The sequence below is a fragment of the Idiomarina sp. T82-3 genome, from assembly GCF_001577655.1.
In the GTDB taxonomy this organism is placed as follows: Bacteria; Pseudomonadota; Gammaproteobacteria; order Enterobacterales; family Alteromonadaceae; genus Idiomarina; species Idiomarina baltica.
The window spans coordinates 35,931-61,099 of sequence record NZ_LSBQ01000016.1 but is presented as its reverse complement, the minus strand read 5'-3'; the positions used below and the strand labels follow the sequence as shown (position 1 = coordinate 61,099).

General features: G+C 46.9%; 22 protein-coding genes and 1 pseudogene. 7 read left to right on the top strand and 16 right to left on the bottom strand.

The annotated features are described in order from the left end of the window. Positions 1 to 346: 346 nt before the first annotated feature. The 13 genes and pseudogenes from AWU56_RS12990 to AWU56_RS09925 form a co-directional block, all read right to left on the bottom strand. A pseudogene (locus tag AWU56_RS12990) lies at positions 347 to 832 on the bottom strand (TnsA endonuclease N-terminal domain-containing protein); the annotation flags it as partial. 115 nt (positions 833 to 947) lie between these two features. After that, entirely contained in the window at positions 948 to 2,153 is a 1,206-nt protein-coding gene (locus tag AWU56_RS09980; RefSeq protein ID WP_286682423.1) for a BaiN/RdsA family NAD(P)/FAD-dependent oxidoreductase, read from the bottom strand. Beyond that, positions 2,153 to 2,641 carry a peroxiredoxin gene (locus AWU56_RS09975; protein ID WP_286682422.1) on the bottom strand — a complete coding sequence of 163 codons (489 nt, stop codon included), beginning with the start codon at positions 2,639 to 2,641 and terminating at the stop codon, positions 2,153 to 2,155. Before AWU56_RS09975 ends, AWU56_RS09980 begins: the two co-directional genes overlap by 1 nt. Next, entirely contained in the window at positions 2,638 to 3,315 is a 678-nt protein-coding gene (locus tag AWU56_RS09970; protein ID WP_286682421.1) for a class I SAM-dependent methyltransferase, read from the bottom strand. The genes AWU56_RS09975 and AWU56_RS09970 overlap by 4 nt, the downstream gene beginning before the upstream one ends. Next, a complete protein-coding gene (locus AWU56_RS09965; RefSeq protein ID WP_286682420.1) occupies positions 3,312 to 3,767 on the bottom strand; it encodes a GNAT family N-acetyltransferase in 456 nt (151 codons plus the stop codon). The genes AWU56_RS09970 and AWU56_RS09965 overlap by 4 nt, the downstream gene beginning before the upstream one ends. After that, positions 3,764 to 4,633, bottom strand: a complete 870-nt coding sequence (locus AWU56_RS09960) for a Dam family site-specific DNA-(adenine-N6)-methyltransferase (RefSeq protein WP_286682419.1) — start codon at positions 4,631 to 4,633, stop codon at positions 3,764 to 3,766. Before AWU56_RS09960 ends, AWU56_RS09965 begins: the two co-directional genes overlap by 4 nt. A gap of 57 nt (positions 4,634 to 4,690) precedes the next feature. After that, complete coding sequence (locus AWU56_RS09955) at positions 4,691 to 6,178, bottom strand: AAA family ATPase (protein WP_286682418.1); 1,488 nt, start codon at positions 6,176 to 6,178, stop codon at positions 4,691 to 4,693. A gap of 24 nt (positions 6,179 to 6,202) precedes the next feature. Beyond that, positions 6,203 to 7,273, bottom strand: a complete 1,071-nt coding sequence (gene aroB / locus AWU56_RS09950) for a 3-dehydroquinate synthase (RefSeq protein ID WP_286682417.1) — start codon at positions 7,271 to 7,273, stop codon at positions 6,203 to 6,205. A gap of 20 nt (positions 7,274 to 7,293) precedes the next feature. Beyond that, the gene (gene aroK, locus AWU56_RS09945) at positions 7,294 to 7,824 is read right to left on the bottom strand and encodes a shikimate kinase AroK (RefSeq protein WP_272978369.1); all 531 of its coding nucleotides are present in this window, start codon (positions 7,822 to 7,824) and stop codon (positions 7,294 to 7,296) included. Between the two features lie 119 nt (positions 7,825 to 7,943). Then, positions 7,944 to 9,128: a type IV pilus secretin PilQ gene (gene pilQ, locus AWU56_RS09940; protein ID WP_286682416.1), complete on the bottom strand. Its 1,185-nt coding sequence runs from the start codon at positions 9,126 to 9,128 to the stop codon at positions 7,944 to 7,946. Between the two features lie 56 nt (positions 9,129 to 9,184). Beyond that, the gene (locus AWU56_RS09935) at positions 9,185 to 9,949 is read right to left on the bottom strand and encodes a hypothetical protein (protein ID WP_286682415.1); all 765 of its coding nucleotides are present in this window, start codon (positions 9,947 to 9,949) and stop codon (positions 9,185 to 9,187) included. An 11-nt stretch (positions 9,950 to 9,960) separates the two neighbouring features. Continuing rightward, positions 9,961 to 10,443 (bottom strand): hypothetical protein, encoded by a 483-nt coding sequence (locus AWU56_RS09930; protein WP_286682414.1) that lies wholly within the window; start codon positions 10,441 to 10,443, stop codon positions 9,961 to 9,963. Continuing rightward, on the bottom strand, positions 10,431 to 11,132 hold the full coding sequence (locus tag AWU56_RS09925; RefSeq protein ID WP_286682413.1) for a hypothetical protein: 702 nt from the start codon (positions 11,130 to 11,132) through the stop codon (positions 10,431 to 10,433). The genes AWU56_RS09930 and AWU56_RS09925 overlap by 13 nt, the downstream gene beginning before the upstream one ends. Before the next feature lie 141 nt (positions 11,133 to 11,273). Between AWU56_RS09925 and AWU56_RS09920 the strand changes: the two genes are divergently transcribed. After that, positions 11,274 to 13,733: a penicillin-binding protein 1A gene (locus tag AWU56_RS09920; RefSeq protein ID WP_286682412.1), complete on the top strand. Its 2,460-nt coding sequence runs from the start codon at positions 11,274 to 11,276 to the stop codon at positions 13,731 to 13,733. Here AWU56_RS09920 and AWU56_RS09915 read toward each other — a convergent pair. Next, the gene (locus AWU56_RS09915) at positions 13,730 to 16,168 is read right to left on the bottom strand and encodes a bifunctional aspartate kinase/homoserine dehydrogenase II (protein WP_272978372.1); all 2,439 of its coding nucleotides are present in this window, start codon (positions 16,166 to 16,168) and stop codon (positions 13,730 to 13,732) included. The genes AWU56_RS09920 and AWU56_RS09915 overlap by 4 nt on opposite strands. A 174-nt stretch (positions 16,169 to 16,342) precedes the next feature. On the opposite strand from AWU56_RS09915, the gene metJ reads away from it, so the two are divergent. Beyond that, entirely contained in the window at positions 16,343 to 16,669 is a 327-nt protein-coding gene (gene metJ / locus AWU56_RS09910; RefSeq protein WP_006954594.1) for a met regulon transcriptional regulator MetJ, read from the top strand. Here metJ and AWU56_RS09905 read toward each other — a convergent pair. Both AWU56_RS09905 and rpmE read right to left on the bottom strand, forming a co-directional pair. After that, a complete protein-coding gene (locus tag AWU56_RS09905; RefSeq protein WP_272978373.1) occupies positions 16,666 to 17,910 on the bottom strand; it encodes a malic enzyme-like NAD(P)-binding protein in 1,245 nt (414 codons plus the stop codon). The two genes, metJ and AWU56_RS09905, sit on opposite strands and share 4 nt — an antisense overlap. A gap of 253 nt (positions 17,911 to 18,163) precedes the next feature. Then, positions 18,164 to 18,376 (bottom strand): 50S ribosomal protein L31, encoded by a 213-nt coding sequence (rpmE, locus tag AWU56_RS09900; protein ID WP_006954592.1) that lies wholly within the window; start codon positions 18,374 to 18,376, stop codon positions 18,164 to 18,166. Between the two features lie 171 nt (positions 18,377 to 18,547). Between rpmE and priA the strand changes: the two genes are divergently transcribed. From priA to hslU, 5 genes are all read left to right on the top strand, one after another. Next, the gene (gene priA / locus AWU56_RS09895; protein ID WP_286682411.1) at positions 18,548 to 20,743 is read left to right on the top strand and encodes a primosomal protein N'; all 2,196 of its coding nucleotides are present in this window, start codon (positions 18,548 to 18,550) and stop codon (positions 20,741 to 20,743) included. 83 nt (positions 20,744 to 20,826) lie between these two features. Beyond that, a complete protein-coding gene (argS, locus tag AWU56_RS09890) occupies positions 20,827 to 22,569 on the top strand; it encodes an arginine--tRNA ligase (protein ID WP_272978375.1) in 1,743 nt (580 codons plus the stop codon). A gap of 3 nt (positions 22,570 to 22,572) precedes the next feature. After that, positions 22,573 to 23,136 carry an SPOR domain-containing protein gene (locus tag AWU56_RS09885; RefSeq protein ID WP_286682410.1) on the top strand — a complete coding sequence of 188 codons (564 nt, stop codon included), beginning with the start codon at positions 22,573 to 22,575 and terminating at the stop codon, positions 23,134 to 23,136. 124 nt (positions 23,137 to 23,260) lie between these two features. Beyond that, entirely contained in the window at positions 23,261 to 23,806 is a 546-nt protein-coding gene (gene hslV, locus AWU56_RS09880; protein WP_040487670.1) for an ATP-dependent protease subunit HslV, read from the top strand. A gap of 10 nt (positions 23,807 to 23,816) precedes the next feature. Further along, positions 23,817 to 25,160 carry an ATP-dependent protease ATPase subunit HslU gene (gene hslU, locus AWU56_RS09875; RefSeq protein WP_006954587.1) on the top strand — a complete coding sequence of 448 codons (1,344 nt, stop codon included), beginning with the start codon at positions 23,817 to 23,819 and terminating at the stop codon, positions 25,158 to 25,160. The last annotated feature ends 9 nt before the right edge of the window (positions 25,161 to 25,169 follow it).

Here is a 25,169-nt window from a genome sequence, read left to right as displayed (position 1 = left end):
GAGCGGTTTCATAATCCAAGAATGCGACGTAGAGTAGCGAATCAAGACAGGAAGTTTACAAACGTTTTAAACCGTCCGTAGAAACGGGGTAGAACCCTACTGTAATTTTTTTTCTTCCGATTAAACTTCTCAACATAGTGAGGGAAGCTTCATGTTGCAATTTCAGCTTATCGATGAACAAGTCACAGATATCTCGAATAAGATATTTGCCTAATGACAGAAAAGATGCAGCGATACTCAGCTCGTCTTCAGTGAATACCTGCTTCTCTGACCTTAAAGGGTGGGTAGCCCAATTAATGTTACTACTTTGAATTTGTGTTAGTTCATTACCAATAAAATAAGAGAATTTTACTCCCAGCAGCTGCCACCAAACTCTCTCGAGTTCTAATTTTTCAAGTACTCTTCTATTACTAACATCGTGCTCTGGCTTGACTGAAATAGCTTCATATATTTTTTTGCCGTCAATAAATCGAGTTAACAGGAAATCGGTAGTAATCACTATTGGTACCTTGGTTTCGGGATGAGCAGGGTGAACTATACCGAGAGCCTTAGCTATCTTTATCGATAGGTTTATAGGTAACAAAGGGAACTGTTCTCTGATGTCGATGACAGAATCAGAGTATTCAGCAAGGTAAAAGAACTCGGTTTCTATTGAGGAAAGAGTATGGTGTACTCTACCTGTTTTAAGGCCTAAAACTTGCGAGCGAACTCCTTTCGACTTTACATCTTGAACCCGCAGCCAAGGCTTATAGGTACTAAGTTCACCAATCCCGTACTTATCTTTTAAGGCCCGACTATAGTCATCGAACGTTTTGAGCTTTCTTCGAGCCATCAAAAATTTCCAAAGTATAATTGCTTAATAGAATACTAGGCAGAAATGGCTTAGCGTGCAAACTTTATGGGGAATTTCCATTCATTGCGTGCATGCTTTACCGGGAGCGTGCAAACTAAGTTGTCATTTCACAGTTAATCAATCCTTCCGCACACGCATAGGCGCTTGACCATGCCCACTGGAAGTTGTAGCCGCCAAGCCAACCGGTGACATCAAGTACTTCGCCAATGAAAAATAGTCCAGGCTGTCGCTTACTTTGCATGGTTTGGGAGCTGACTTCATCAACATTAACGCCACCCAAGGTGACCTCGGCGGTGCGATAGCCTTCGGTGCCATTGGGCTTGATTTGCCATTGATTAAGTTGCTCAGCGATTGCTTTAAACGTCTTTTTGCTGATATCGGCGAGGCGTTGAGTCAACGGCCATTGATGATACGCACCGAGTTGAGTAACGACGCGTTTCGCGAACAGCTGCTGTAATACGGTATTCAGCTGAGCCTTTGGTTGTTTAGTTTGGTTCTCTTGTAGCCATTCAAACGCATCGGTACTGGGCAGGCAGTCAACGGTAATCGCCTCACCAGGTTGCCAATAAGAGGACACCTGCAGCATCGCCGGACCCGATAAGCCGCGGTGAGTAAACAACATCGCCTCACTAAAGTGACCATCATTGGCGCTGGCGGCTACGTTCATTGAAACGCCCGCTAGCTCAGCAAAAGCGTCCTTTTCGGTTGGATGCAAAGTGAAAGGCACTAAGCCCGCACGCACCGGTATGATCGAATGACCGAATTGCTCTGCAATTTGGTAGCCCAACGGTGTCGCCCCTAGCTTGGGCATTGAGAGTCCACCACAGGCGACGACTAGTTGATGACCGCTCAGTTGACCCTGCGAGGTATTAATACGATAAGTGTCATGCTCGTATTCGACATCCAGCACTTCGGTTCTCAGTTGTACTTTGGCACCGTAGCGAGCGCACTCGTCGAGTAACATGCGAACGATGTCCTTTGCTGATTCATCACAGAATAACTGTCCCAAGGTCTTTTCATGATACGGGATTTGGTATTCTGAGACTAAACCAATAAAGTCCCACTGGGTGTAACGACTAAGCGCCGATTTACAAAAGTGAGGGTTACTGGAAAGGTAGTTTTCGGGGCTGGCATACATGTTAGTGAAGTTACATCGACCGCCCCCCGAAATGAGGATTTTTTTACCAGCCTGTTTGGCATGGTCTACCACGATAACCTTGTGGCCGTTTCGCGCGGCATGAGCTGCACAGTGTAAACCGGCAGCTCCCGCACCAATAATCACTACATCAAATAACGCCATTACTGCTCAGATTTCAATACATCAAGAACGTATTTTGCTGCACTCACTTCGAATTGCTTCTCATCTTCCACGAATAGATGTTCCACGATGCCATCAACGATAATCATAGCGTAACGTTTTGAGCGAATGCCACCAAACGCGCCAGTGTCATTAGCGAGCCCTAGGGTTTGGCTATATTCACCGTTACCATCTGACAATAACCGAACCTCATCTCCGATCCCTAGGTGGTCACCCCAAGCTTTCATTACAAATGCATCATTGACTGAAACGCAATTAATACTCTGCACCCCTTGTTCAGCAAGCTCGTTTGCGAGTGACACATAGCCTGGCAAGTGTTTCTCCGAACAGGTCGGAGTAAAAGCACCCGGGACAGCGAATAGGATGTGTGTGCCTTTTGCAAATAGCTCTTGCGGGTCGTAATGTTGAATGCCGAGTTCGCCTTTTGAAGTGAGTGACCCAGAAGGTAATAAATCGTTTTCTTTAATCATAGCTGTTCGAATCCTTGCTTTATGTAAACATCAAATCGATGCTTTTTACTCTTGATTTGCGTGTTCGGTTCTCTTTGCCCTAAAAAGTCGGCATGATCGGGTCGTTTTACGACCACACGAAATTTAGCCGCATCTAGCGCTGGAGCAATTAGGTCGTTCGCATCTTCATCGCCGCCGACTAACTGCTGAAACATCTGCATGTCTTTCTTTACTTGAGCACGCTGTTTACCCGACTTTGGATACATGGGATCGAGGTATACCACATCGTATTGTTCTGAAGAAACCTGTTTAACGTGCTCGACCTCAAGTAGTTGCATACGGCGGCAGCAGTCCGCGATTTTATCGGCGCCATTACGACCCCGTTCAAGCGCATCCTGGAGTAGAATACGAACCATCGGGTGACGCTCAATTAAATCAACCGATGATCCAAACGCAGCAACCATGAGTGCGTCGCGCGCTAAACCGGCCGTTGCGTCGAGTACGGATGGTTTGCGTTTGCCAGTAATACCGAGAGCCTTTATCAGTGATTCTGATTTCAAGCTCGAGTTCACCGCGCGGTACCCTGACTTTCCTGCCCGGAAATCCAGCTCAAGCGGCTTGATTCCTTTGGGACCTGCTGTCCAAACTAATTGGATGCCGTGTTCTGTTTGTTGTAATTCAAATTCCGAGCTCATTGACTTCTAGCGGAGCGTTGCATATCGACATGTGGAATATCATCTTCAAGATAGTCCTCGCTAATTGCCTCAAAGCCAAACGACTGATAAAACGCCCGTAAGTAAGTCTGAGCTTGGACTTGAATCGGCGCGCTAGATGCCCGCGAATCAAGGTAGTCAATCGCACGCTGCATGAGCTCTCTTCCTAAGCCTAATTGTCGCGCGTCTGCGGTCGTGAGAACGCGACCAATTTTTGATACGGGACTCACGTCAGAGGCTTTAAAAATGCGTGCGTAAGCAAGCATCTTGCCTTGATTGTTGCGAGCAAAAAGATGCTCGGCATCAAAGTCAGTTCCGTCAGCATCTAAATATGGACAGTTTTGCTCTACAACAAAAACGTCTTGGCGAATGCGCAGAATTTCATATAGCTGATGGGTGTTTAATTCTTCAAAAGTTCTTAAAAACCAGTTCATGTCCCTACTTTTTTAATGTCACGTTTAATCGGAATCACATTTTGCTGATGTTCATGGGAGAACAATGCCAATAATTCGGCGACGGGTTTTCGTGCATCACCCTTTTGGCTAATATTGCGAGCTACTTTAAGACTACTAATTTTTGCTCGCTCGTACAATGCGCGTGTAAGCGGCGTATCATGATTACTAATTAGTACAGGAATATGACGTTTGCAAGCGGCCCGTATGGCATGCCGAGCGAGTTCACTTTGCTCATCTAAACTAAAGCCACCCGTCGCATAACTTGTGAAATTGCTTGCTTGTACAAGTGGTGCATAAGGAGGATCGCAGTAGATAACATCGCCTTTTCGGGCTCTCCTGAACACTTGTTCAAAAGAGCTGCAGACGAATTTAGCACGCTTTGCCTTTTCTGCAAAAACTTCGATTTCCGCCTCTGGAAAATAGGGCTTACGATAATCGCCAAATGGGACATTAAAAATACCGCGACTATTGTAACGACAAAGGCCGTTGTAACCATGCCGGTTGAGATATAAAAAGAGTAGTGAACGGTAGTAAGGATCATTGCTTTCGTTAAACGACTTACGGAGCGCGTAGTATGCGTCTGATTGATTATTACGTGCGGTAAAAAGTCTACGCGCATCGGCAATAAACGTCTTAGGACGGCGCTTTACAAATTGATACAAGGTGATGAGATCGGGGTTGATATCGTTCAGCAAATAGCGATCATAATCAGTATTTAGGAACACTGATCCTGCACCCACAAAAGGTTCAATTAACTTACGCCCCTCGGGCAAACAAGCTTTTATGGGCTCGACAAGGCCGTACTTGCCTCCTGCCCATTTTAAAAATGCCCGATTTCGTTTCATTAGCCGGCCTTTAGTGGATTGAACGGCTAGTGTACCCGAAAGCTAAAGATATGAAAATTACTCTCCACCGACGGAAACCTGTTCTCGTTGAACTGCCGCAAATGACTTAGGCCAAGGACCGCCGGCTTTTAATGCCTCGGGGAGTGATTCTGCATAAGCGCGTGCCGCCGCGATAGTGTCATAGCTGCCAATAATGACGACATAGCTGTTGTCCTTTTGACGTTGATATACGCGTGCGGTTTGTTCAAGATCGTGATGCTTGATAAATTCGGTCAGTGTGGGCTTATTGCTGGCGATAGTTATTTGTACTGCGTAATTTGTTGCAGGCTGCTGACGAATCCACTGGCTATCGGTTAATTGACTGGGTTCACTGCCAGAGGCCGTGTCGGAGTCCGCAACTGCAACAGGGACGCGCTTATCGTTAAATAATGCTATCTCGACCTCGCGTGGGTCGGCGTCCGCGGCCGCGACACGATTAAGTGAATGCAGTGCAGCACGATAGGAGGCAGCTAGCTCAGCCGGAACAAAATCAAACTGATTGACCTCAATAGGTTCAAATTCTACCGTCGCGTTGGCAGTATTGATATCGGTGTAAGCCTCAGGTTTTGCTTGTTCATTGGTTTTAGCTTCAGCTTCAGTAATTGATGACTCTGCCGAACTGGTTGGCCCAAATGCAGTCATAATAGCTTCATGTTTTAGTGCGGCAAGACCCAATAAAGCGAGTATGGTACTGGCTAATAAAATCTTAAAGAGTGGCGTGCTCGGTTTCGCTTTTACAGATTCAAGGTTGCTTTCGGCGTGTTCTAAAGAGGCTGAGAAGGTCTCTTCTTCTTGCGTTTCTGGCTCCACATAACGTTGAGCTTGCGTCATGAGTTTGAGCTGCAGGCGCTGCTGAATTTCACCTGGATAACCATTGATGGTGGCTAAAAACTGTTGGACTTTGTCGAGACTCCACAGCGGGCGCTGACGTTCGGGCAAAAGTGCTTGAACAAAGCGCATCTGCTCCTCTTTGCCGAGCGGCGGTACTTCCACTAACTCGGGACGTTTAACACGTAATTGTGGGGGCGGGGTTTGTTGAAACACCCAACGCGATTCTGCCGAAATGATAATGCTAACACGTTGCCCTAATGCACATAGTTGATTGACAGTATTAACGCATTCAGCCAAAAAACTGTCAGGCATCAGTTCGCCATTGTCGATAACAATAACGGCATGATTTAAGGGGCGTTGACGCTGTATTTCGCGGCTTAACGTATCGTCATTTAAACTAATGGTACCAAATAATTGGTTGAGAATTTGTGCCCGTAATCGCTCGACCGATGACCGCTCAGAGACTTGCACCCATGCACATTCTGCATAATTAGAGGCTTGCTCAATAAATAGCTCACTAATGGTCGATTTCCCGCTACCCTGTGGACCGTGAAGTAAGACCAGCGTGTCACTGTGTTGACAGTGTTCATGCAACCGATCAATAACGGCCTGCTGAGAGGGTTTTGATTTTACAGGTGCTGCGACAATATGTGTTGAGTAGGCGTGAGCCGGCATAATTTGCTTCCTATGTGATGCGTGTTAGCAACATTCAGTCAGCACAGCGGCAATTTCCTCATCAGTTGTTGCGTTCGTTACTTCCGCTCGGCCAATGCCGACGGGTAATACGAAGTTAATCCGATTGTCTTTGACTTTCTTATCGCGTTGCATGTAACTCAACCAGTTTGCCAAAGGCATATGTGGCGCTTTTATCGGCAACTTCAATGCTGACAAAAGATTCAGAACGCGACGGAAATCTGACGAGGACATCCGCTGTGTTTTCTCTGAAAGCTTTGATGCAATAATAGTGCCAGCTGCCACCGCCTCACCATGAGTCCATGTGCCGTATTCAGTCGCTGCTTCAATCGCATGACCGAATGTGTGACCTAAATTTAACCATGCACGAATGCCTGATTCGCGTTCATCTTGAGCAACAATTTCGGCTTTTATTTGGCAGCTCTTCTGAATAGCATACTGAAGCGTTTGCTCGTCTCGTTGCGATAGTTTGTCGGTATGTTTCTCTAGCCAGCAAAAAAATTCAGCGTCATAAATGATGCCGTATTTAACAATCTCGGCTAAGCCACTGCGATAGTCACGTTCGTTCAGCGTCATTAAACAGTTGAGATCAATGACGACGGCTTTGGGTTGATAGAAGGCGCCGATAAGATTTTTGCCTTGAGGATGATTGATCGCGGTTTTTCCGCCAACTGAAGAGTCAACTTGTGCAAGCAAAGTCGTTGGAATCTGATAGAAATCAACTCCGCGATGATAGGTTGCGGCGACAAAACCTGCTAGATCACCGACTACACCCCCACCGAGAGCAATAATTGCACAATCCCGACTAAACCCTTCTTCAATCAATCTATTTGTAATAGATTCGAATGATTTGAGACTTTTGTACTGTTCGCCATCTTCCATATTAAACAGGACAACACGGTGACCTGAAAGCGACTCTCTTAGTTGTGAGAAGTAGAGTTCTGATACGGTAGAGTTGCTGACCACAAGTATATTCTGCTTTAAATCAGGCAATAGGCTGGTCAAGCATTGTAAGTTATTTGAGGCAACATGAATGAGGTAGCTGCGTTCGCCCAATTCGACATGTATATTGGCCATAACACAGCTCCCTAGAGAGATTAACCTAGACCGTTAACCCCGAGTTTATCAATGATTTCATTGACTACGACTTTGGCGCTTTGTTCGTCAGTGCGTACAACAATGTCCGCTATTTCTTCATATAGCGGATTGCGTACTTCTGCTAAATCTTCGAGCACCTTCCGTGGATCGTCTGCCTCAGCAATGAGAGGACGACGCTTATCACGTTGTGTGCGCGCCAATTGTTTATCGATAGTCGTTTCGAGGTAAACCACAACGCCACGAGCGGAGAGACGGTTACGGCTCTCTTTGCTCATTACCGAGCCTCCACCTGTCGCCAAAACGATCCCCATATGCTCAGTCAACTCTTCGATAACTTTTTCTTCACGCGCACGAAAGCCTTCTTCACCTTCCAGCTCAAAAACCCAGCTGATGTCAGCGCCGGTGCGTCGTTCAATTTCTGTATCTGAATCGTAGAAATCTAAATGAAGTTGTCTGGCAATTTGACGACCAATCGTACTTTTGCCGGCGCCCATTGGGCCGACAAGAAAAATATTACGTTTCTCAGCCATATTCCTGCTTACATCACTGTTAAATTAGCTGTAAATCACGAATCCGGAGTGTCTGGAGACGTCCCCCAACTCAACGAAAAGAAGCGGGATTATCTCAATTAGATTGCATTTTAGCAAATTTATTCCGATTCACTTAACAGCGTGGGTGTAACGAAAATAACCAGTTCACGTTTTTCTGATTGTTCACGCTGATTTTTAAAAAGATTACCGACAAACGGCAACGACGACAATATGGGGACGCCTGTATCGTCCTTCAACTCATATTGCTGAAAAATTCCACCTAAAACTATAGTTTCTCCACTTTTTACCAAAACGCGTGTGGCCATTTCTTGAGTATCAATGGCCACAGCAGGTCCTGTCGGTGTTGATACCGTATCGCCACGCGTATTCTGTGTAATAGTTAAATCTAGCATGACATAGTCGTTAGACGTAATTTGTGGTGTTACGCGTAAACCCATGACTGCCTTTTTAAATTTGACCGCAGTCGCCCCCGATGCGGCACTCTCTACGTAGGGGATCTCAGTTCCTTGCTCTATATAAGCAGGCTGTTGATTAGAGGTAAATATTTTTGGGCGCGCGATAATTTCAGCCTCGTTATCTTGCTCCATCGCGGACAACTCCAAATCCAATAGTAGGCCTTCCGAGAGTTTACCGACGTTTGCTTTCAAGCGTCCTGCGGCTGGCACGGCCGGCAACTCAACTCGCATACCGTCTATTACATCTGCAATGACTTGATCGTCGTTGCGTGGGGTCAGATCGCCCCAGCGCACTCCGAACTGTTCAATGGCGTTACTTTTCATGGTCACCATTCGCGCTTCGATCATTACTTGTTTAACAGGTATATCAAGTTGTGTGATGAGTTGCTTTATCCCGCTGACGTTGTGAGGTGTTTCTTTTAGAATAAGAGTGTTGGTTCGAGCATCAATAGATACCGCCCCCTGATCTGAGAGCAAGCGCTGCTCGCTTTGTGACAATAATGCCGCTATATCTTCGGCTTTGGCATGATTGAGCGGAATTAAAAGTGGCAATGTGACAGATGTATTTGCCTGTTCGTCAGTTGGAGAAGTTTGAGATCGTGTCACCCGAATGAGGTTATCCGTCATCCGTAGCGTTAAGCCATAGCTGTCGGCAAGCTCACGCATTAATTTGAGTGCATCAACATGACTGACGGATAAGCTGACCGTCTCGTCAATTGCCTTATCAGCGATCAGGTTTAAGTCGACTTTATCAGCAATAATTTCGAAGGCGGTCACTAAATCGACATTTTTTAGGCTCAACGTGATTTTAGGCAATTCATCTGCCACAGCGCTGGTCACATTGAGTTGCCATAACATGTAAAAAAACAACACGCTCGCAGGTGTCAGAAAGCGATTGCATTTGTGTGTTTGACCTTGTTTTGAAGTGTTGTAACAACGCACGGAAATGACTCCAATTGTTTGAAGGTGACGGACTCGCGAGAAATCGCCGTAATCATCGTGGTTGGTGAGCTAAAGTAGTCGCCAACCTTGGCCGTTAGCCATTGCTTATCACTACCTTGAAAGTAAGCTGAGAAGTTGCCTTCAGTGGCGAGGGTGGCAAGAAGTTGGTAATCGTGCCAGTCACCGAGTAATTTGCCCGCAGGCGATAAGTCACATGGCTTTTGGCTTCGCGGCGCGATAGAGAGTGCAAGCATGGGTAGGCCATTTTCAACAAAGCTAAGTATCAGCTCATTCTTATCATCTGTGTGCCGAGTCATAATGAGACTGTCTAGTACAAATGGATGCTTATCTTGGCTTGGCCATGAGGTAGATACATCAGCCCACCACTCAATTAATTGTTTCGACTGACCGCGTAACTTAATCCGCAGTTTTACATCCGATGCTATGGGGATCTGCTGGGTTAGCGAATAACGTTGAGCTGCCGCTAAGGCGAGGGTCAGCCAACGCGCTATTGGGCGTCGCTCTACTGACGGTTGATGAGCGATGAAGGTGAGTTTACTTTTCTCTGTCTGTTGCCAAAGTATCTGAGTTTCATGGCGAGTCTCCCGTTGGTTAGATTCGAAATACCATGAAGCTAAGATAAAGCTTGCTGGTACAGGTACCAATGTTAAACATAGCGCTAAATAGAAACCTAATGTACTTTTCATCGGCACTTCTACTATGGTTTATAAACATCGAGTTGTGCATGGTTATGAGCTTTTAATTGCAGTTGTACGCTCTGCGTTCCATCGTGCCGCAAACGCTCACTCAATTGTGTCAGCTCAGCGGGGCTATGGTATGTACCACTTAATGATAGTTGGGAAGATGTCCAATGAGCGCGGTCGATGTTTAACCCCGTCAAATTACTCAACTCTAAAGTTAATATCTGGCTAACTTGGTTGACTTGTTGTTGGATAGCGGATGAATCTTGCTGGTAACGTGTTGCCGCTGATAACTGATTTTGTTGGGCTGTTTGCCATTGAGTCACGCGTGAATGGACTACATCTAAGTTGTGAAGGGTAAACTGACTGTATAAGGGGTCCACCACGGCGGTGATATTAAGTAGGCTAAATAGGCTTAAAAGAACAACGGCGATAAGACGTTGTCGCTGATTTCTGCGCCTGTTAGCCGAGCGCCAGTCACTGAGGTTTAACCACGCCATGGGAAAAAGCCTCTCAGAGCTGCACCGATTAACGCGGGTGACGCCTCGCTTGCAAATGACTGTGTCGCTGAGCACAGGTTCTGCCAAAGTCCCGAGAAATTAAATAATCGTGCTTTTAAAATGTCATCCTCTTCCGTACTTAGGTAACTCATCACCACTGAATCAAGCTCTTCGATGTTGATGGCCTCAAGGAGTGAAATTGAGTGTAAAGACACTAGAACACCTCGTGTCACTCGTAGCACAATATACAGATGTTGTTCGCGAAAAATGATGGTCCACTGTGTTGCCGGTTTTGCGAGTCTCGCGTAGGCGGGCAGGCCCGGAAGGAAGTAGTTAGTACAGCGTACCCATGCCTGAGGTGCAGGCTCCAATACACGGGGTTTCAGTGGTAGCTTTTCGGTCAGTCGCTCGATAGCGTCCTCATGACCATTGATTTGTTGGCTACCGAGCATCGGGACGATGTGACTGTCCTGATAGAGGTTGCTTGGCTGTGAGCTGATTTCTGTCTGCAAGTATACAAACTGACACGGGATTAAGAGGCTTAAACGGGACTTATAGTATCGCCAGTTCATTTGATCAATTGCGTCAGTTAGGTAATGTTTGGTCGCGAGTTGTCCCTTTTTTATTTCTAGCGTCAATAGCCTTATGTCATTGTTTTCAATCATTGCAGCGGATAAATAAGGCTTCATTTATTTACACCATCTTGGGTTATAAAATTTTGTCTTGGGTTGAGGGTTGCAAGCGTAGTGTTTAGTTTGAAAATCAGCCATAATAGTTAGTTATACAAAGGTGTCAGATATTCAACAACGTCACAGAAGTGGGGTAGGTTTTTGAGGTTTTTAAAGCGATTCGCGTGGATAGTCGCCGCTTTGGGCGTATTGGGGATCTTGACCGTGGGAGGGCTCTATCTTTATGTTAAGCCCGAGCTCCCGAGTGTTGAAACGCTAAGGGATGTCAAGTTACAAACGCCAATGCAGGTATTCACCAAAGATGGGCAGATGATCTCGCAGTTTGGTGAAAAACGCCGAATTCCTGTTAAGCTTGAGGATGTCCCACAGACCATGGTTGATGCTTTTCTCGCAACTGAGGATAGCCGTTTCTACCAACACTTTGGCGTTGATCCTATCGGTGTCGTGAGAGCTTTTGGTGTCCTTATTACGACGGGTGAAGTGAAAGAAGGTGCCAGCACCATCACCATGCAGTTGGCGCGAAACTTTTTCCTAAGTTTTGACCGAGCTTGGATGCGTAAGATAAAAGAAACATTTATTGCTTTGCATATCGAGCAGCTACTGACAAAAGACGAAATTCTAGAGCTTTACCTAAATAAAATCGCCTTTGGTCATCGCGCTTATGGCGTGGGTGCCGCTGCCCAAGTTTATTACGGTAAACCTTTAAATGAGTTGAGTTTGGCACAGATCGCAACTATCGCAGGGTTGCCCAAAGCGCCATCTAATTTAAACCCGATTAGTAATCCACAAGCTTCTAAAGCACGCCGTCGTGTAGTATTACTGCGGATGCTGGATGAGAAGAAAATCACCCAAGCACAATTTGATGATGCTGTGAACGCACCTGTAACCGCGCGTCGTCATGGTGCTGAAGTAACAGTGAACGCTCCTTACCTTGCTGAAATTGTGCGCCAAGATATGGTCGAGCGGTTTGGTGAAGAGGAGGCCTACAATGGCGGCTACAACGTTTATACGACTGTCCGTAGCGATGTCCAGCAAGCCGCTCAACAGGCTATTTGGAATAACCTACATGGTTATGATGAGCGTCATGGCTATCGGGGACCTGTCAGCGTACTTTGGAACGAAAAAGAGGGTAAACCGGCATTATCGCAGGCCGAGGTTATTGACTATTTAGCGCGTGTCGATCGCATTGGCGCTGTCGTTCCCGCAGTAGTTATGGGCGTTGATGAACAATCAGCGCAAATCCTAATCAAAGGTGATGAACAAGCAACGACCTTAAACTGGGATGCGATGAAGTGGGCGCGTCCGTATCTTAATGAGGAGCGCCAAGGTGAGGCGCCTAAGTCTGCTACAGATATTATGCAGCCGGGACACGTTATCTATGTGCGTTCGGTGGGTGATGAGCATCAACTTCGATTAGCACAAGTGCCGGAACCAAGTTCTGCGATTGTTTCCTTAAAGCCGCAAGATGGTGCCGTAGAGGCAGTAGTTGGAGGCTATAGCTTTAATCTCAGCCAATATAATCGCGCCTTACAAGCAGCGCGACAAGTAGGCTCAAATATCAAGCCCCTGATTTACTCGGCAGCCTTCGAGCAAGGTTTTACCTTGGCTACCTTGGTGAATGACGCACCTATTAATCAGTGGAATCCGGGCGCGGGTATCGCCTGGCGTCCTAAAAACTCTCCGGACGTCTATGAAGGCCCTATTCGCCTTCGCAAGGCATTAGCTAAGTCAAAAAACGTGGTCTCTGTTCGCCTAATACGGGAACTTGGCGTTAAAACCGCCGCCGATCATATCGCGAAGTTTGGTATTCCACGCGATACGATTCCAGAAAATGAATCTATCTCGCTGGGCTCGTTATCTATGACACCAATGGAAGTTGCGCGTGCCTATGCGACTTTCGCTAATGGCGGTTTCTTGATCAACCCCTACATTATCGAGCGAATAGAAGACGGTGATGGAAAGGTGGTCTACGAAGCACAACCGAAGCTAGCTTGTGAAGACTGTGAGAATGGAGCGCCCCGTATAATTTCTGAGCAGAACGCTTTTTTGGTTGCCCAAGCGATGAATTCAGCGGTATGGGGTGGAGGCAGTTGGGCTCATAAAACAGGCTGGAATGGTACTTCATGGCGCATCCAACGTTCTAAACCTATCGTTAATGTCACGGGACGATCGATTACAGGTAAAACCGGTACCACCAATGATGTTAAAGACACCTGGTTCTCTGGCTTTACGACGGGGTTAGTGACGACCACATGGGTGGGCTTTGACGATGTATCACGCGAGTTGGGTCGGACTACGATGAACCCGTTGCTGAGTAGTAAAGAACAACCAATCTCAGGAGGTGAAGCGGGTGCGAAAACCGCATTGCCAGGGTGGATCTTATTCATGGAAAAAGCGGTCGGCAAATTTCCAGCCGATGACTTTACCATTCCACCCAACGTGGTGAGTGTGAGAATTGATATGGAAACGGGTAAGTTATCGCATCGAAACGACTACACGAGCCGCTTCGAGTATTTTATCAGTGGCACCGAGCCAACTGAATATGCTCAAGATGAGCGCGATAACAAAGATATCTTTAATAACGAAGACGGGTTGTTCTAACCCGTCACCGTTAGTTTTGCCAGTAATTGGTTGAGATCAGATTGTACGCCGCCGGCTGTGACGTGCTTACCTGCGCCTGGGCCGCTAATAACCAGTGGCATTTCTGAATACCAATCGGTGTATATCACAAAGATATTCTCGCCAGGGATCAGGTTGGCCAGCATATCGCCTGCTGGAATATATTCGACACCTATTTTCGCACTGACCCGCCCTTCTTCAGAGACCGAGAAGCTGGCGAGTAAGCGCGGCACATTACCGTCTTTGGCTGCTTCCTTAAGCATGGTATCCATTGGCTCGTCTAACTCGTGAGCTCGTTGTAAAAACTCACTGGCAGAGATATCGCGAAGACTTTCAGGCACCAAACTGCTCACGCTGATATCTTCCCAATCAAGTTTAAGACCAATTTCGCGAGCTAAGATTAATAGCTTACGTACCAGATCCTGACAGGATAAATCCTCACGTGGGTCGGGCTCTGAATAGCCGCGCTTTTTAGCTTCTAATACTAAATCACTGAATTTAACACCGTCCGTGAAGTTCTCGAATAGCCAAGACATGGTGCCGGAAAAAATCCCCGAAATGCTACGAATTTCATCGCCGGAGCCCCGTAAATCGTTAATCGCGTAGTTAAGTGGCAATCCTGCACCGACCGTGGTGTTATAAAGCCACTCACGTTTATACTCATGCTGGATCGTGCGAATTTCACGGTATAAAGATTCCTCAGCTGAGCCAGCGCGCTTATTCGCACTAATAATGTGCAACCCATTGGCAAATAAGCTGGGATAGAGTTGCGCAACGGCTTTAGCATCGGTTAGGTCAATCATAACCAATTCATCGTAAGGTGCATTGGGCAACTCTCGAAGCAGCTCGGTTAGTACGTATGGGCGTGATAAACGGTCAAACCCTGCTTGCCACTCATTCAATTCGACGCCACTATAGTCAAGCCAGAGCTTCTTAGAGTTAGCGATACCTATTACTCGGACATCCATTACTTGGTTAATGCGGTCGCGCTGTTGACGGAATAAGTCCAACCAAGCTGTACCAATGTTACCGCGACCAATGACTAGCACGCCTAAGCTGCGGCGATAGTTAAATAACTGGCTATGAAGCCGGTTGAGTAAACGGTTATCAAGCTTTTGTTCTAATATGGCGACCGCAGAACACCCGTCTTCGCTGACCGCAAAGCGACGCACCTTCTGTTCGCCTAACTGTAGTTTGAAGGTATTATATTGATCCGTCTCTTGAATGCGATTACCAACCAGTGCCACCATTGAATAGCCGTGGATTTGCGTGACTGCATTACCCGCATTGATGCGGTCGAGCCAGTGGCTGATGTAGTTCAAGTGGTTTTGGTGGAAAACCAAGTATTGCTGATGTTTTTCGGGTTCGGTCCAGCTTACCAATGGCGTTAAATCCAGCGCGTCAAGTTGTTTGACGAGCTCGCGGTCGTTGAGTTCGACCTTAAACAATACAACTTCGGACAAAGATGTGAATACTTTACCCTTAGGTTCTGTATGTTCGAAATTGCCAATACGGGTCTGCTGATTTTCAACTTTTAGGCTTGAGCGCACCGAAATGACCATACGATCGCGGTCAACAGGTTGGAATGTGCGAGGGTGTAGCACCGGGCTGCCTAATCGAGCCAGCTCTTCTGCTTCGCTCCAATCTAAGGTCGACAAACTGACGACACGTTCTATCTTACGCGGATCGGCTGAATAAACACCGGCGACGTCTTTCCAAATAGTGACTTGCTTTGAATTAAGTAAGCTACCAACCAAAGTCGCAGAATAGTCACTGCCGTTACGACCTAGTGTGAGGCTCTCACCGTTTAAACCGCGTGCAATAAAGCCCGTAACAATAAATCGTGTGCCGGGAAAAGGTGCTACGCGATTTAATAAATTATGGCGCGACTCTAACTCCTGAATAACGGGCTCAGGGGCGTCTTCAGCCTTTAGGAAGTCACGTGCATCAATATGGTCTGCTTTAGTACCTTGTTTCCTTAATAATGCCGCAAGGAGTCGAGCTGACCAAAGTTCACCGTAAGACAGTAGTTCTGCCTCGTGTTCGATAATTTCTTTACCCGCAACGAAGTCGCGGAAGCGTTGAAAATCCACAGTCGACTGCTCAAGGATAGGTGCCGCAAACTCGCTACCGAGAAGTTCGTGGATTAATCCTTGTTGGAACCGCTCCAGTTGGTCGAGTAAAATATCAGCCGTATCGCCAGACTCCTTTTGAGCTTTAATAATTGCTAAAATACGGTTAGTGGTATCACCCGCCGCCGAGACCACCACAACATCGCTTGCGCCTGCATATTCGGTTACAATGCGTGCCACGCGACGATAACAAAAAGCGTCAGCCAAACTACTGCCGCCAAACTTATGCACTTGAACGTTATCGGCTACCGTCCGAATCTGATCTAAGCTCGGCTCTGCGGTCATTGGCGATACCTCTCAAATAAATGAATTAACTGATGTAATGACTAAGGCTAAAACATCAAACGCCAAATGTCAGCAAATTTTAGCCATCTAGACGGATAAAATTTGACCTTCATCTGGGATTGAGTAAAATTCAATATAACTTATATGGTTTTTGACTAAGGCAGGACTCTCACGATGAAGTGGAATGGTGATTATATCTACCCCTATGCAGAGCACGGGCGTAAAAGCGAACAGGTAAAAAAGGTAACCGTATCAATACCGACTCGCGTGCTTAAAGTACTCACCGATGAGCGAACTCGCCGTCAAGTTAAGAACTTACGTCATGCTACGAACAGCGAACTACTCTGCGAAGCCTTTTTACACGCTTTTACGGGCCAACCGTTGCCGACGGATACCGATTTAGAAAAGACCAATCCAAATAAAATACCTAAGGCAGTACGCGAAGAATTAGAAGCACGAGGGCTTCCAATTCCTGCAGATGATGAACTCGATACGCCTTAATCTTGCATATAGTTTTCAGGTAGCGGGATTTTGGCAACACCAGAATCGACCGCTGCCTCTGCCACTGCCTTAGCTACGCGCTGACACAAGCGAGGGTCCATGGGTTTAGGAATGATGTAATCAGCGCCGAAAGTGAGTTCATCAATACCGGCTGCTTTTTTGACCTCATCAGGCACTTCCTCTTTTGCGAGCTGGCGGATGGCTTCAACCGCTGCAATTTTCATCTCATCGTTAATTGCGGTTGCACGCACATCTAAAGCGCCGCGAAACATGAACGGAAAGCACAACACATTGTTGACTTGGTTAGGGTAGTCAGAACGACCAGTGCCGATAATAATGTCGTCGCGAGTTTGCTGAGCTAATTCGGGCTTAATTTCTGGATCCGGGTTAGAGCAAGCGAACACGATCGGCTTATCAGCCATCAGTTTAAGCGTTTCTGGCGAGAGTAGGTCAGGTCCTGAAACACCGAGAAACAGGTCGGCCCCTTCAATGACTTCTTCGAGCGTCCGTTTGTCAGTGTTGTTTGCGAAGAGCGCTTTATATTCGTTGAGATCCTCGCGGCGAGTATGGATGACACCTTTGGAATCCAACATGTAAATATGTTCGCGTTGCGCACCACATTTGATAAGTAGCTCCATACAGGCGATGGCGGCGGCCCCCGCACCCATGCAAACAATATGGGCATCTTTAAGGGACTTACCTTGGATTTCAAGTGCATTCAACATGCCTGCAGCGGTCACAATAGCCGTGCCGTGTTGGTCATCATGAAACACAGGTACGTTACATTTTTCAATAAGCGCTTGCTCGATTTCGAAACACTCAGGCGCCTTGATATCCTCAAGATTAATACCACCAAATGTGTCGGCTATATTCGCCACTGTATTAATGAAATCTTGAGTAGTGCGATGGGAGACTTCAATATCGATGGAGTCTAATCCTGCAAACCGCTTAAATAACAGTGCTTTCCCTTCCATCACGGGCTTTGATGCCAGCGGCCCCAAGTTACCCAAACCAAGAATCGCGGTACCATTAGAAATAACAGCGACCATATTGCCTTTCGCCGTATATTTATAGGCATTGTCGGGATCTTCAGCTATGGCTCTCACTGGTTCCGCAACACCCGGACTGTAGGCAAGCGCTAAGTCTTTCGCAGAGTCAGCTGGCTTGGTGAGTTCAACTGAAATCTTACCTGGTGTGGGGTATTGGTGATAATCCAACGCTTTTTGGCGGAAATCTGACATTTAGGCAACCTGAAAAAATGAATAAAGGATGATGTATTAGGATAAAGGCAATTAGGAAAATAACAAATCTTACCTGCTTATGTGGACTCACTCAGATCATGCTAACTTTTGATGTGTTTAAAAACACACCAGTCAACTTTTCTTTAACAATGGTGTCTCTGAGCAGAGTAGATATGAAAAAAGGCGCCATTTGGCGCCTTTTTTGTAAAAATGGGCTGAAAAGCTCATTTTTATACGTTTTGCGTACCGGCAATTATTTTTTGCCCAAAGTACCAAAACGTTTCTTGAATTTGTCGACACGACCACCTGTGTCCATTACACGTTGCTTACCAGTGTAGAATGGGTGGCACTCTGAACATACGTCGATGTGTAGATCTTCTACGCGAGTAGAGCGAGTTTCAAATTCGTTACCGCACGAGCAAGTTACTTTGATTGCTTCGTACTTAGGATGAATACCTTGTTTCATGGGAATACCTCGAGTTAGGCCACATCGCTATCCAGTCGCCTCGTCTGCGCAGGACACCATGTGTAAAAAAACAACAATGTTTAAGAGCGCGGCATTTTATGCGATCTTCACTGATCATTCAAGAGGCTTATTACGCTTGTTTTATCGCTCATTGCGTTTCAGAATAGCGCTATGATAGACAGCCCTCACTACATTGAAGTGGCGTTACCGTTGCCGTTGCGGCGCAGCTTCACTTACCAATATGATTTGTCGGAACCGGCAGTGCTCGGTGCGCGTGTGCGGGTGCCTTTTGGTCAACGGCAATTGGTCGGCATTATAACGCAACTTAATGTTGCAGCGCCGAGCACGTTTGAAGCCAAGTCAGTGCTGGCACAACTAGATACCACCGCGGTATGGAAAGCCGAGCTGTGGCAACTTTTAAATTGGGCGTCAGATTACTATCAGCATAGTCTGGGTGATGTATTTGCTAATGCTTTACCCATATTGTTGAGACAGGGGAAACCCATCGGCTATGCGCCCGTTACTTATTATGAGTTGGCGCAGGATGCACCGAGTTCGAGTGATACTGCGCTTGACCGAGCGCCCAAGCAGAAGCAGTTACTCGGGCTATTAAGACAAGGTCGAGTCAGCGCAGCGCAACTTAAGCAGGCTCAGATTAGTACCACAGTCAGTAGCGCTGCTTGCGATAAAGGCTGGGTTAGACGCATTGAAGAAAGGCCTGAGCTTAATGCAGAACAACATTGGCAGATGGCGCTCAGCGAAGAACCACTCGCGGTTAACCAAGAACAAGCGGTTGCGCTTAGCGCAATTAAGCAAATATCTGGTCATGCAAGCTTTCTACTCGAGGGTGTAACCGGGAGTGGCAAAACCGAGGTGTATTTACAAGCTATCGAGCATGTCTTAGCAGCAGGTCGGCAAGTGCTAGTCTTAGTACCTGAAATTGGCTTGACGATGCAAACGATTAAGCGCTTTCGGCAACGTTTTGATGTTCCAGTCGAGGTCTTACACTCTAACCTTAATGATACAGAACGTCTTCATGCTTGGCTCAACAGTCGATCGAATCGGGCAGGCATTGTCATTGGCACACGCTCAGCCATTTTCACTCCGTTCGCTGATTTAGGCATGATCGTCGTCGATGAAGAGCACGACTTGTCCTATAAGCAGCAGGATGGATTTCGTTATCACGCTCGCGATATTGCGATTAAACGTGCGCAATTACTTGATATTCCGATCATTCTAGGCAGTGCTACGCCTGCGCTCGAGACCCTTAATAATGCCGTTAATCAGCGCTTTCACTGGTTGCAACTAACTCAACGCGCCGGTGTTGCAGAAAGCGTTGAGCATGAACTTATAGACTTGAAAGGTCTACCGATGCAGGCGGGCTTGTCGGAACCCTTGCTACAACAAATAGAACAGGAGCTAAGTAAGCATAACCAGGTGCTACTGTTTTTAAATAGGCGTGGCTTCGCACCTGCGCTGATGTGTCATGAGTGTGGGTGGATTGCTCAGTGTAAACGTTGCGATGCGTATTATACGTTGCACCAAGCACAACGGCGCCTACATTGTCACCATTGCGATAGCCAACGGCCTGTCCCAAAGCAGTGTGAGCAATGTGGCTCAACGCATTTAATATCGCATGGTGTGGGTACCGAACAACTCGAAGATTTTCTTAATCAACGATTTCCCGAGCACAGCGTTTTGCGGATAGACCGGGACTCTACACGACGCAAAGGCGAGTTAGACGCACACTTAAAATCGGCCTCCGAGCATAAACATCACATTTTGGTGGGTACCCAGATGCTCGCCAAGGGGCACCATTTCCCCAATGTGACTTTAGTCGCGCTGTTGGATGTCGATGGCGCTTTGTATAGCGCTGATTTTCGCGCGCCAGAGCGGTTGGCTCAGCTGTTTACACAAGTATCGGGTCGCGCGGGTCGAGCTCACAAACGCGGCCGAGTCGTGCTACAAACGCATCATCCCGAGCACGACTTAGTGCAAGATTTGCTAAATAATGGATACCAACACTTTGCGCTAACCGCTTTGGCTGAACGGCAGGCGACAGCGCTTCCCCCGTTCAAGCATTGGGCGCTGGTGCGGGCCGAAAGTACCGACAAAGCGCAAGTTGTCGAGGCATTGAATCATATGGCTGCTTGCTTACCCGAGGTTGCGGGCGTCATGGGCGTCGGTCCGATTCCCGCGTTAATGGAAAAACGAGCAGGTCGTTATCGTTATCAATGGATACTGCAGACGACATCGCGTAAACAACGCTATCAAGTCGTTAAATATTTACTCAGCCAGTGGGAAAACCTCAGTATTCTCAACCGTATACGATGGTCGTTGGACATTGATCCACAAGACTTCACATAAACGCGCAAAAACAGGTAAACTAACCCTCTTATTGTGAATCACTTTTTCTTTCCTTTTTAACGTTAATACAGGTAGTCGTGTCGATGAAAGAGCAACTTGAACAGTTAATTACTGATGCTGTGGGCCAATTAAAAGCTGACGGTATTCTTCCTACGGATCTAACCGTGAAGATTCAGTTGGACCGACCACGAGATAAGTCACACGGCGACTTTGCGTCCAATCTGGCGTTGATGCTGGCAAAGCCTGCAAAAATGAATCCGCGTCAATTAGCGGAAAAGGTTATTGAAGCGATTCCGGCGAACACGCTGATTGCCAAAACCGATATCGCTGGACCTGGCTTTATTAACTTTACGATCGCACAGGACCAGTTAAAGAGTCAGTTAACCACCATGCTGAGTAGTGCTGATCTCGGTATTCAGCGTGCTGAAAAGCCAATGACCATTGTTATTGATTATTCATCACCTAACCTAGCGAAAGAAATGCACGTAGGTCATTTGCGCTCGGCGATTATTGGCGATGCGGTATCGCGTACCGCCGAAATGTTGGGCCATAAGGTGATTCGCCAAAACCACGTAGGTGATTGGGGCACTCAGTTCGGGATGTTGCTGGCGCACATGGAAGAGCTGGATAGCGAAGCGGCTAACTATGAGCTCAGTAATTTAGAAACTTTTTATAAAGCTGCCAAAAAGCGCTTCGACGAAAGCGAAGATTTTGCCGAGCGGGCACGTGAATTAGTCGTCAAGCTACAGTCAGGTGATGACTATTGCTTGAAGCTGTGGAATCAATTTATAGATGTGTCGCTGACGCACTGTCAGGAAGTGTATGATCGTTTGGGTGTGAAGTTAACCCGTGACGATGTGATGGCCGAAAGTGCTTATAACGACCGTCTGCCCGGTGTTATCGAACATCTCAAAGAGCAAGGGCTGTTAGTAGAAGACCAAGGTGCGCAGTGCGTATTTTTAGACGAGTTTAAAGGTAAAGAAGGTGAACCCCTTCCAATTATTGTGCAGAAAAAGGGCGGCGGTTATTTGTATGCGACCACTGACCTTGCTGCAATCCAGTATCGTCAAAAAGAACTCGGTGGCGACTACCTGATGTATTTTGTCGATGCGCGTCAATCTTTGCACTTCGAACAGATCTTTACCTTAGCGCGTAAAGCCAAGTTCATTGAGGGTGATATTAAAACTCAGCATTATGGATTCGGCACTGTTATGGGTAAGGACGGGCGTCCTTATAAGAGTCGCGACGGTGGTGTGACTAAACTTGCTGATTTATTGGATGAAGCTGAGCGCAGAGCACTCGAACTGTTACAGCAGAAGAACTCTGACCTGACTGCTGAGCAGCAAGAGGCGGTCGCGAAAGTGGTCGGTATTAGCTCAGTTAAATATGCCGACTTATCAAAAAACAGAACATCGGATTATATTTTCGATTGGGATTTAATGCTCACGTTTGAGGGCAATACAGCGCCTTATCTACTTTATGCATTTACTCGCGTGAATAGTATTTTCGATAAGTTAGGTGAACGTTCGTTTGATATGGACGCTGACTGGCTGCTCGAAGATGAGCGTGAGCTTGCGCTCGCAAATCAACTGATTCGGTTTGAGGAAGTGGTGAACCGTGTATTCGATAAAGCCATGCCGCACTTCTTATGTGGTTACTTGTTTGAACTCGCAGGTTACTTCTCGAGCTTCTATGAAGCCTGCCCTATCCTCAACCAAGAGGACGAGGCGGTGCGTAATAGTCGTCTTAAACTAGCCCGTTTAACGGCTAATACGCTTGAAAAAGGCTTAGCATTATTGGGTATACCGACGTTAGAAAAGATGTAAGTCATGGATTACGCTAATCGTAAACCCAAACCTAAAAAGAAGTCTGGCAAATCGTCCGGTCAACGGGGTAAACCGTCGGCTCGCGGTGCTGCCGCTAAGCAACCCAAACAAGTTCCGTGGGTTGCAATTGTGCTTGTCTTGGCTTTAATGGCCGCATTTATTTACGGTTTGCTGAGTATTAATGGTGATGGTGATAAGTTGCCAGCGAAACAAACAGACCAACAGGCGGCTGACGAGTTACCCCCAAAGCCAAAGGAAAAGTGGCAATATATTCAGGAACTAGAAAGTAAACAGGTTGAAGTCGATGTGCCTGAGCGCGAACTCGGACCTCCCAAACTGATGCAGTGTGGGTCATTTAGAAAGCAATCTGACGCCGAACGTCTAAGGGCTGAAATTGCAATGGCCGGCTTAGAGAGTCAAGTACGAAGCTCTGAGGGTAAAAACGGTCTTTGGTATCGCGTGATTCTTGGGCCTTACGAGACCAAGCGCGCGGCTGAAAGAGAGCGGCATAAATTGCAACGAGCTAAGATTTACGGTTGCGCGATTTGGAACTGGAACCTCGACTAAACTCGTTAAAACTGCAAAGGCATCGTTGGATGCCTTGAAATCTTATCAATACACCCTCAAATAGCTAATAATCGCATTGCAACATCGCTTGCAGTTCACCGTATTAGCTAGAGAGGGTTTTGTTTTGACCACGATAGTATCCGTAAGACGGGGCGACAAAGTCGCTATTGGTGGTGATGGCCAAGTCTCGCTTGGTAACACCGTCATGAAAGGTAACGCTAAAAAAGTACGCCGCCTTTACCACGATCAAGTATTAGCCGGTTTTGCTGGCGGAACCGCAGATGCATTTACATTATTTGAGCGTTTTGAATCAAAGCTAGAGCAACATCAGGGTAACTTGATGCGAGCTGCCGTAGAACTCGCGAAAGATTGGCGAACAGACCGCGCTTTACGACGCTTAGAGGCATTGCTCGCAGTTGCCGATAAAGAAACGTCGCTCATCATTACCGGTAATGGTGACGTAGTTCAGCCCGAAAACGACCTGATTGCTATCGGTTCCGGGGGGCCGTATGCTCAAGCAGCGGCAACGGCCATGTTGGAGACGACCGAGTTATCGGCGCGCGATATCGTAGAAAAGGCACTCACCATTGCAGGCGACATTTGTGTTTACACGAATGGCTACCAGACCATCGAAGAACAGCAGTCAATCGCTGCCTCAAAAAATAAGTAGGGGATAAAAGATGTCAGATATGACCCCAAGAGAAATTGTAGACGAACTCAATCGTCACATCATCGGTCAAGATAAAGCTAAACGAGCGGTAGCCGTAGCGCTTAGAAATCGCTGGCGCCGGATGCAGTTAGATGATGATTTGCGTAATGAAGTAACGCCTAAAAATATTCTAATGATTGGCCCAACGGGCGTGGGTAAAACTGAGATTGCACGTCGCTTGGCTAAGCTCGCACGCGCACCTTTTATTAAAGTAGAAGCAACCAAATTTACTGAAGTGGGCTACGTTGGTAAAGAAATTGAATCCATTATCAAGGATTTGACCGATGTAGCAGTGAAGCAAAAGCGCGAAGAAATGATGCAAAAAGTGCGTTATCGCGCAGAGGAAGCTGCCGAAGACCGCATTTTAGATGTGCTACTACCGCCTGCGCGTACCTCAGGAGGCTGGGGTGCAGAAGAAGATAAAGGCAATGATGAGCAACGTCACTCACGGCAAGTGTTCCGTAAAAAATTACGCGAAGGTAGCTTAGACGATAAAGAGATCGAAATTGATTTGGCGATGCCGCAAATGGGCGTTGAGATCATGGCGCCGCCAGGCATGGAAGAAATGACGTCACAGCTACAAAACATGTTCCAGAACATGGGCAATGACAAGACCAAGAAGCGCAAAATAAAGATCAAAGATGCGTTTAAGCAATTAATCGATGAAGAAGCAGCTAAGTTGCTTAATCCGGACGAGGTCAAGGAAGCGGCAATTGAATCTGTCGAGCAGAACGGTATTGTCTTCCTCGATGAGATCGACAAGATCTGTAAGCGTGGTGACAGTAGTGGCCCTGATGTTTCGAGAGAAGGCGTACAACGCGACCTGTTGCCGTTGGTGGAAGGTACGACGGTCAATACCAAGCATGGCATGATCCGTACTGATCATATCCTATTCATTGCATCAGGCGCCTTCCAGATGAGCAAGCCATCGGATCTAATTCCAGAGCTACAAGGTCGTCTACCAATTCGTGTTGAGTTGGATGCACTGACCAGTGGTGACTTTGTACGCATTTTGACAGAGCCGAATGCTTCACTAACGACTCAGTATAAGGCCTTGTTGAATACCGAGGGTGTTGAAATTGGCTTTACAGACGATGGCATTCAACGGATTGCAGAAATCGCCTTCCATGTGAATGAGACCACCGAAAACATCGGCGCACGTCGATTACACACAGTGCTAGAGCGTCTGATGGAGGAAATCTCCTTTAATGCTACTGATCATAGCGGTGAAAGCATTAGCGTTGACGCTTCGTATGTCGATAAACACATTGGTGAGTTATCGCAAGACGAAGACCTAAGCCGCTTTATTCTATAAGTGGTGCCT

Coding starts and splice junctions, on each gene's coding strand:
- aroB (WP_286682417.1), bottom strand. CDS start 7,273: ATGGCCAATATACATGTCGAATTGGGCGAACGCAGCTACCTCATTCAT.
- AWU56_RS09930 (WP_286682414.1), bottom strand. CDS start 10,443: ATGGCGTGGTTAAACCTCAGTGACTGGCGCTCGGCTAACAGGCGCAGA.
- AWU56_RS09935 (WP_286682415.1), bottom strand. CDS start 9,949: ATGAAAAGTACATTAGGTTTCTATTTAGCGCTATGTTTAACATTGGTA.
- AWU56_RS09980 (WP_286682423.1), bottom strand. CDS start 2,153: ATGGCGTTATTTGATGTAGTGATTATTGGTGCGGGAGCTGCCGGTTTA.
- AWU56_RS09905 (WP_272978373.1), bottom strand. CDS start 17,910: ATGTCAGATTTCCGCCAAAAAGCGTTGGATTATCACCAATACCCCACA.
- priA (WP_286682411.1), top strand. CDS start 18,548: ATGATAGACAGCCCTCACTACATTGAAGTGGCGTTACCGTTGCCGTTG.
- AWU56_RS09915 (WP_272978372.1), bottom strand. CDS start 16,168: ATGACCGCAGAGCCGAGCTTAGATCAGATTCGGACGGTAGCCGATAAC.
- AWU56_RS09960 (WP_286682419.1), bottom strand. CDS start 4,633: ATGAAACGAAATCGGGCATTTTTAAAATGGGCAGGAGGCAAGTACGGC.
- AWU56_RS09925 (WP_286682413.1), bottom strand. CDS start 11,132: ATGAAGCCTTATTTATCCGCTGCAATGATTGAAAACAATGACATAAGG.
- hslU (WP_006954587.1), top strand. CDS start 23,817: ATGTCAGATATGACCCCAAGAGAAATTGTAGACGAACTCAATCGTCAC.
- AWU56_RS09885 (WP_286682410.1), top strand. CDS start 22,573: ATGGATTACGCTAATCGTAAACCCAAACCTAAAAAGAAGTCTGGCAAA.
- rpmE (WP_006954592.1), bottom strand. CDS start 18,376: ATGAAACAAGGTATTCATCCTAAGTACGAAGCAATCAAAGTAACTTGC.
- argS (WP_272978375.1), top strand. CDS start 20,827: ATGAAAGAGCAACTTGAACAGTTAATTACTGATGCTGTGGGCCAATTA.
- AWU56_RS09965 (WP_286682420.1), bottom strand. CDS start 3,767: ATGAACTGGTTTTTAAGAACTTTTGAAGAATTAAACACCCATCAGCTA.
- aroK (WP_272978369.1), bottom strand. CDS start 7,824: ATGGCTGAGAAACGTAATATTTTTCTTGTCGGCCCAATGGGCGCCGGC.
- AWU56_RS09955 (WP_286682418.1), bottom strand. CDS start 6,178: ATGCCGGCTCACGCCTACTCAACACATATTGTCGCAGCACCTGTAAAA.
- AWU56_RS09970 (WP_286682421.1), bottom strand. CDS start 3,315: ATGAGCTCGGAATTTGAATTACAACAAACAGAACACGGCATCCAATTA.
- metJ (WP_006954594.1), top strand. CDS start 16,343: ATGAAGTGGAATGGTGATTATATCTACCCCTATGCAGAGCACGGGCGT.
- AWU56_RS09975 (WP_286682422.1), bottom strand. CDS start 2,641: ATGATTAAAGAAAACGATTTATTACCTTCTGGGTCACTCACTTCAAAA.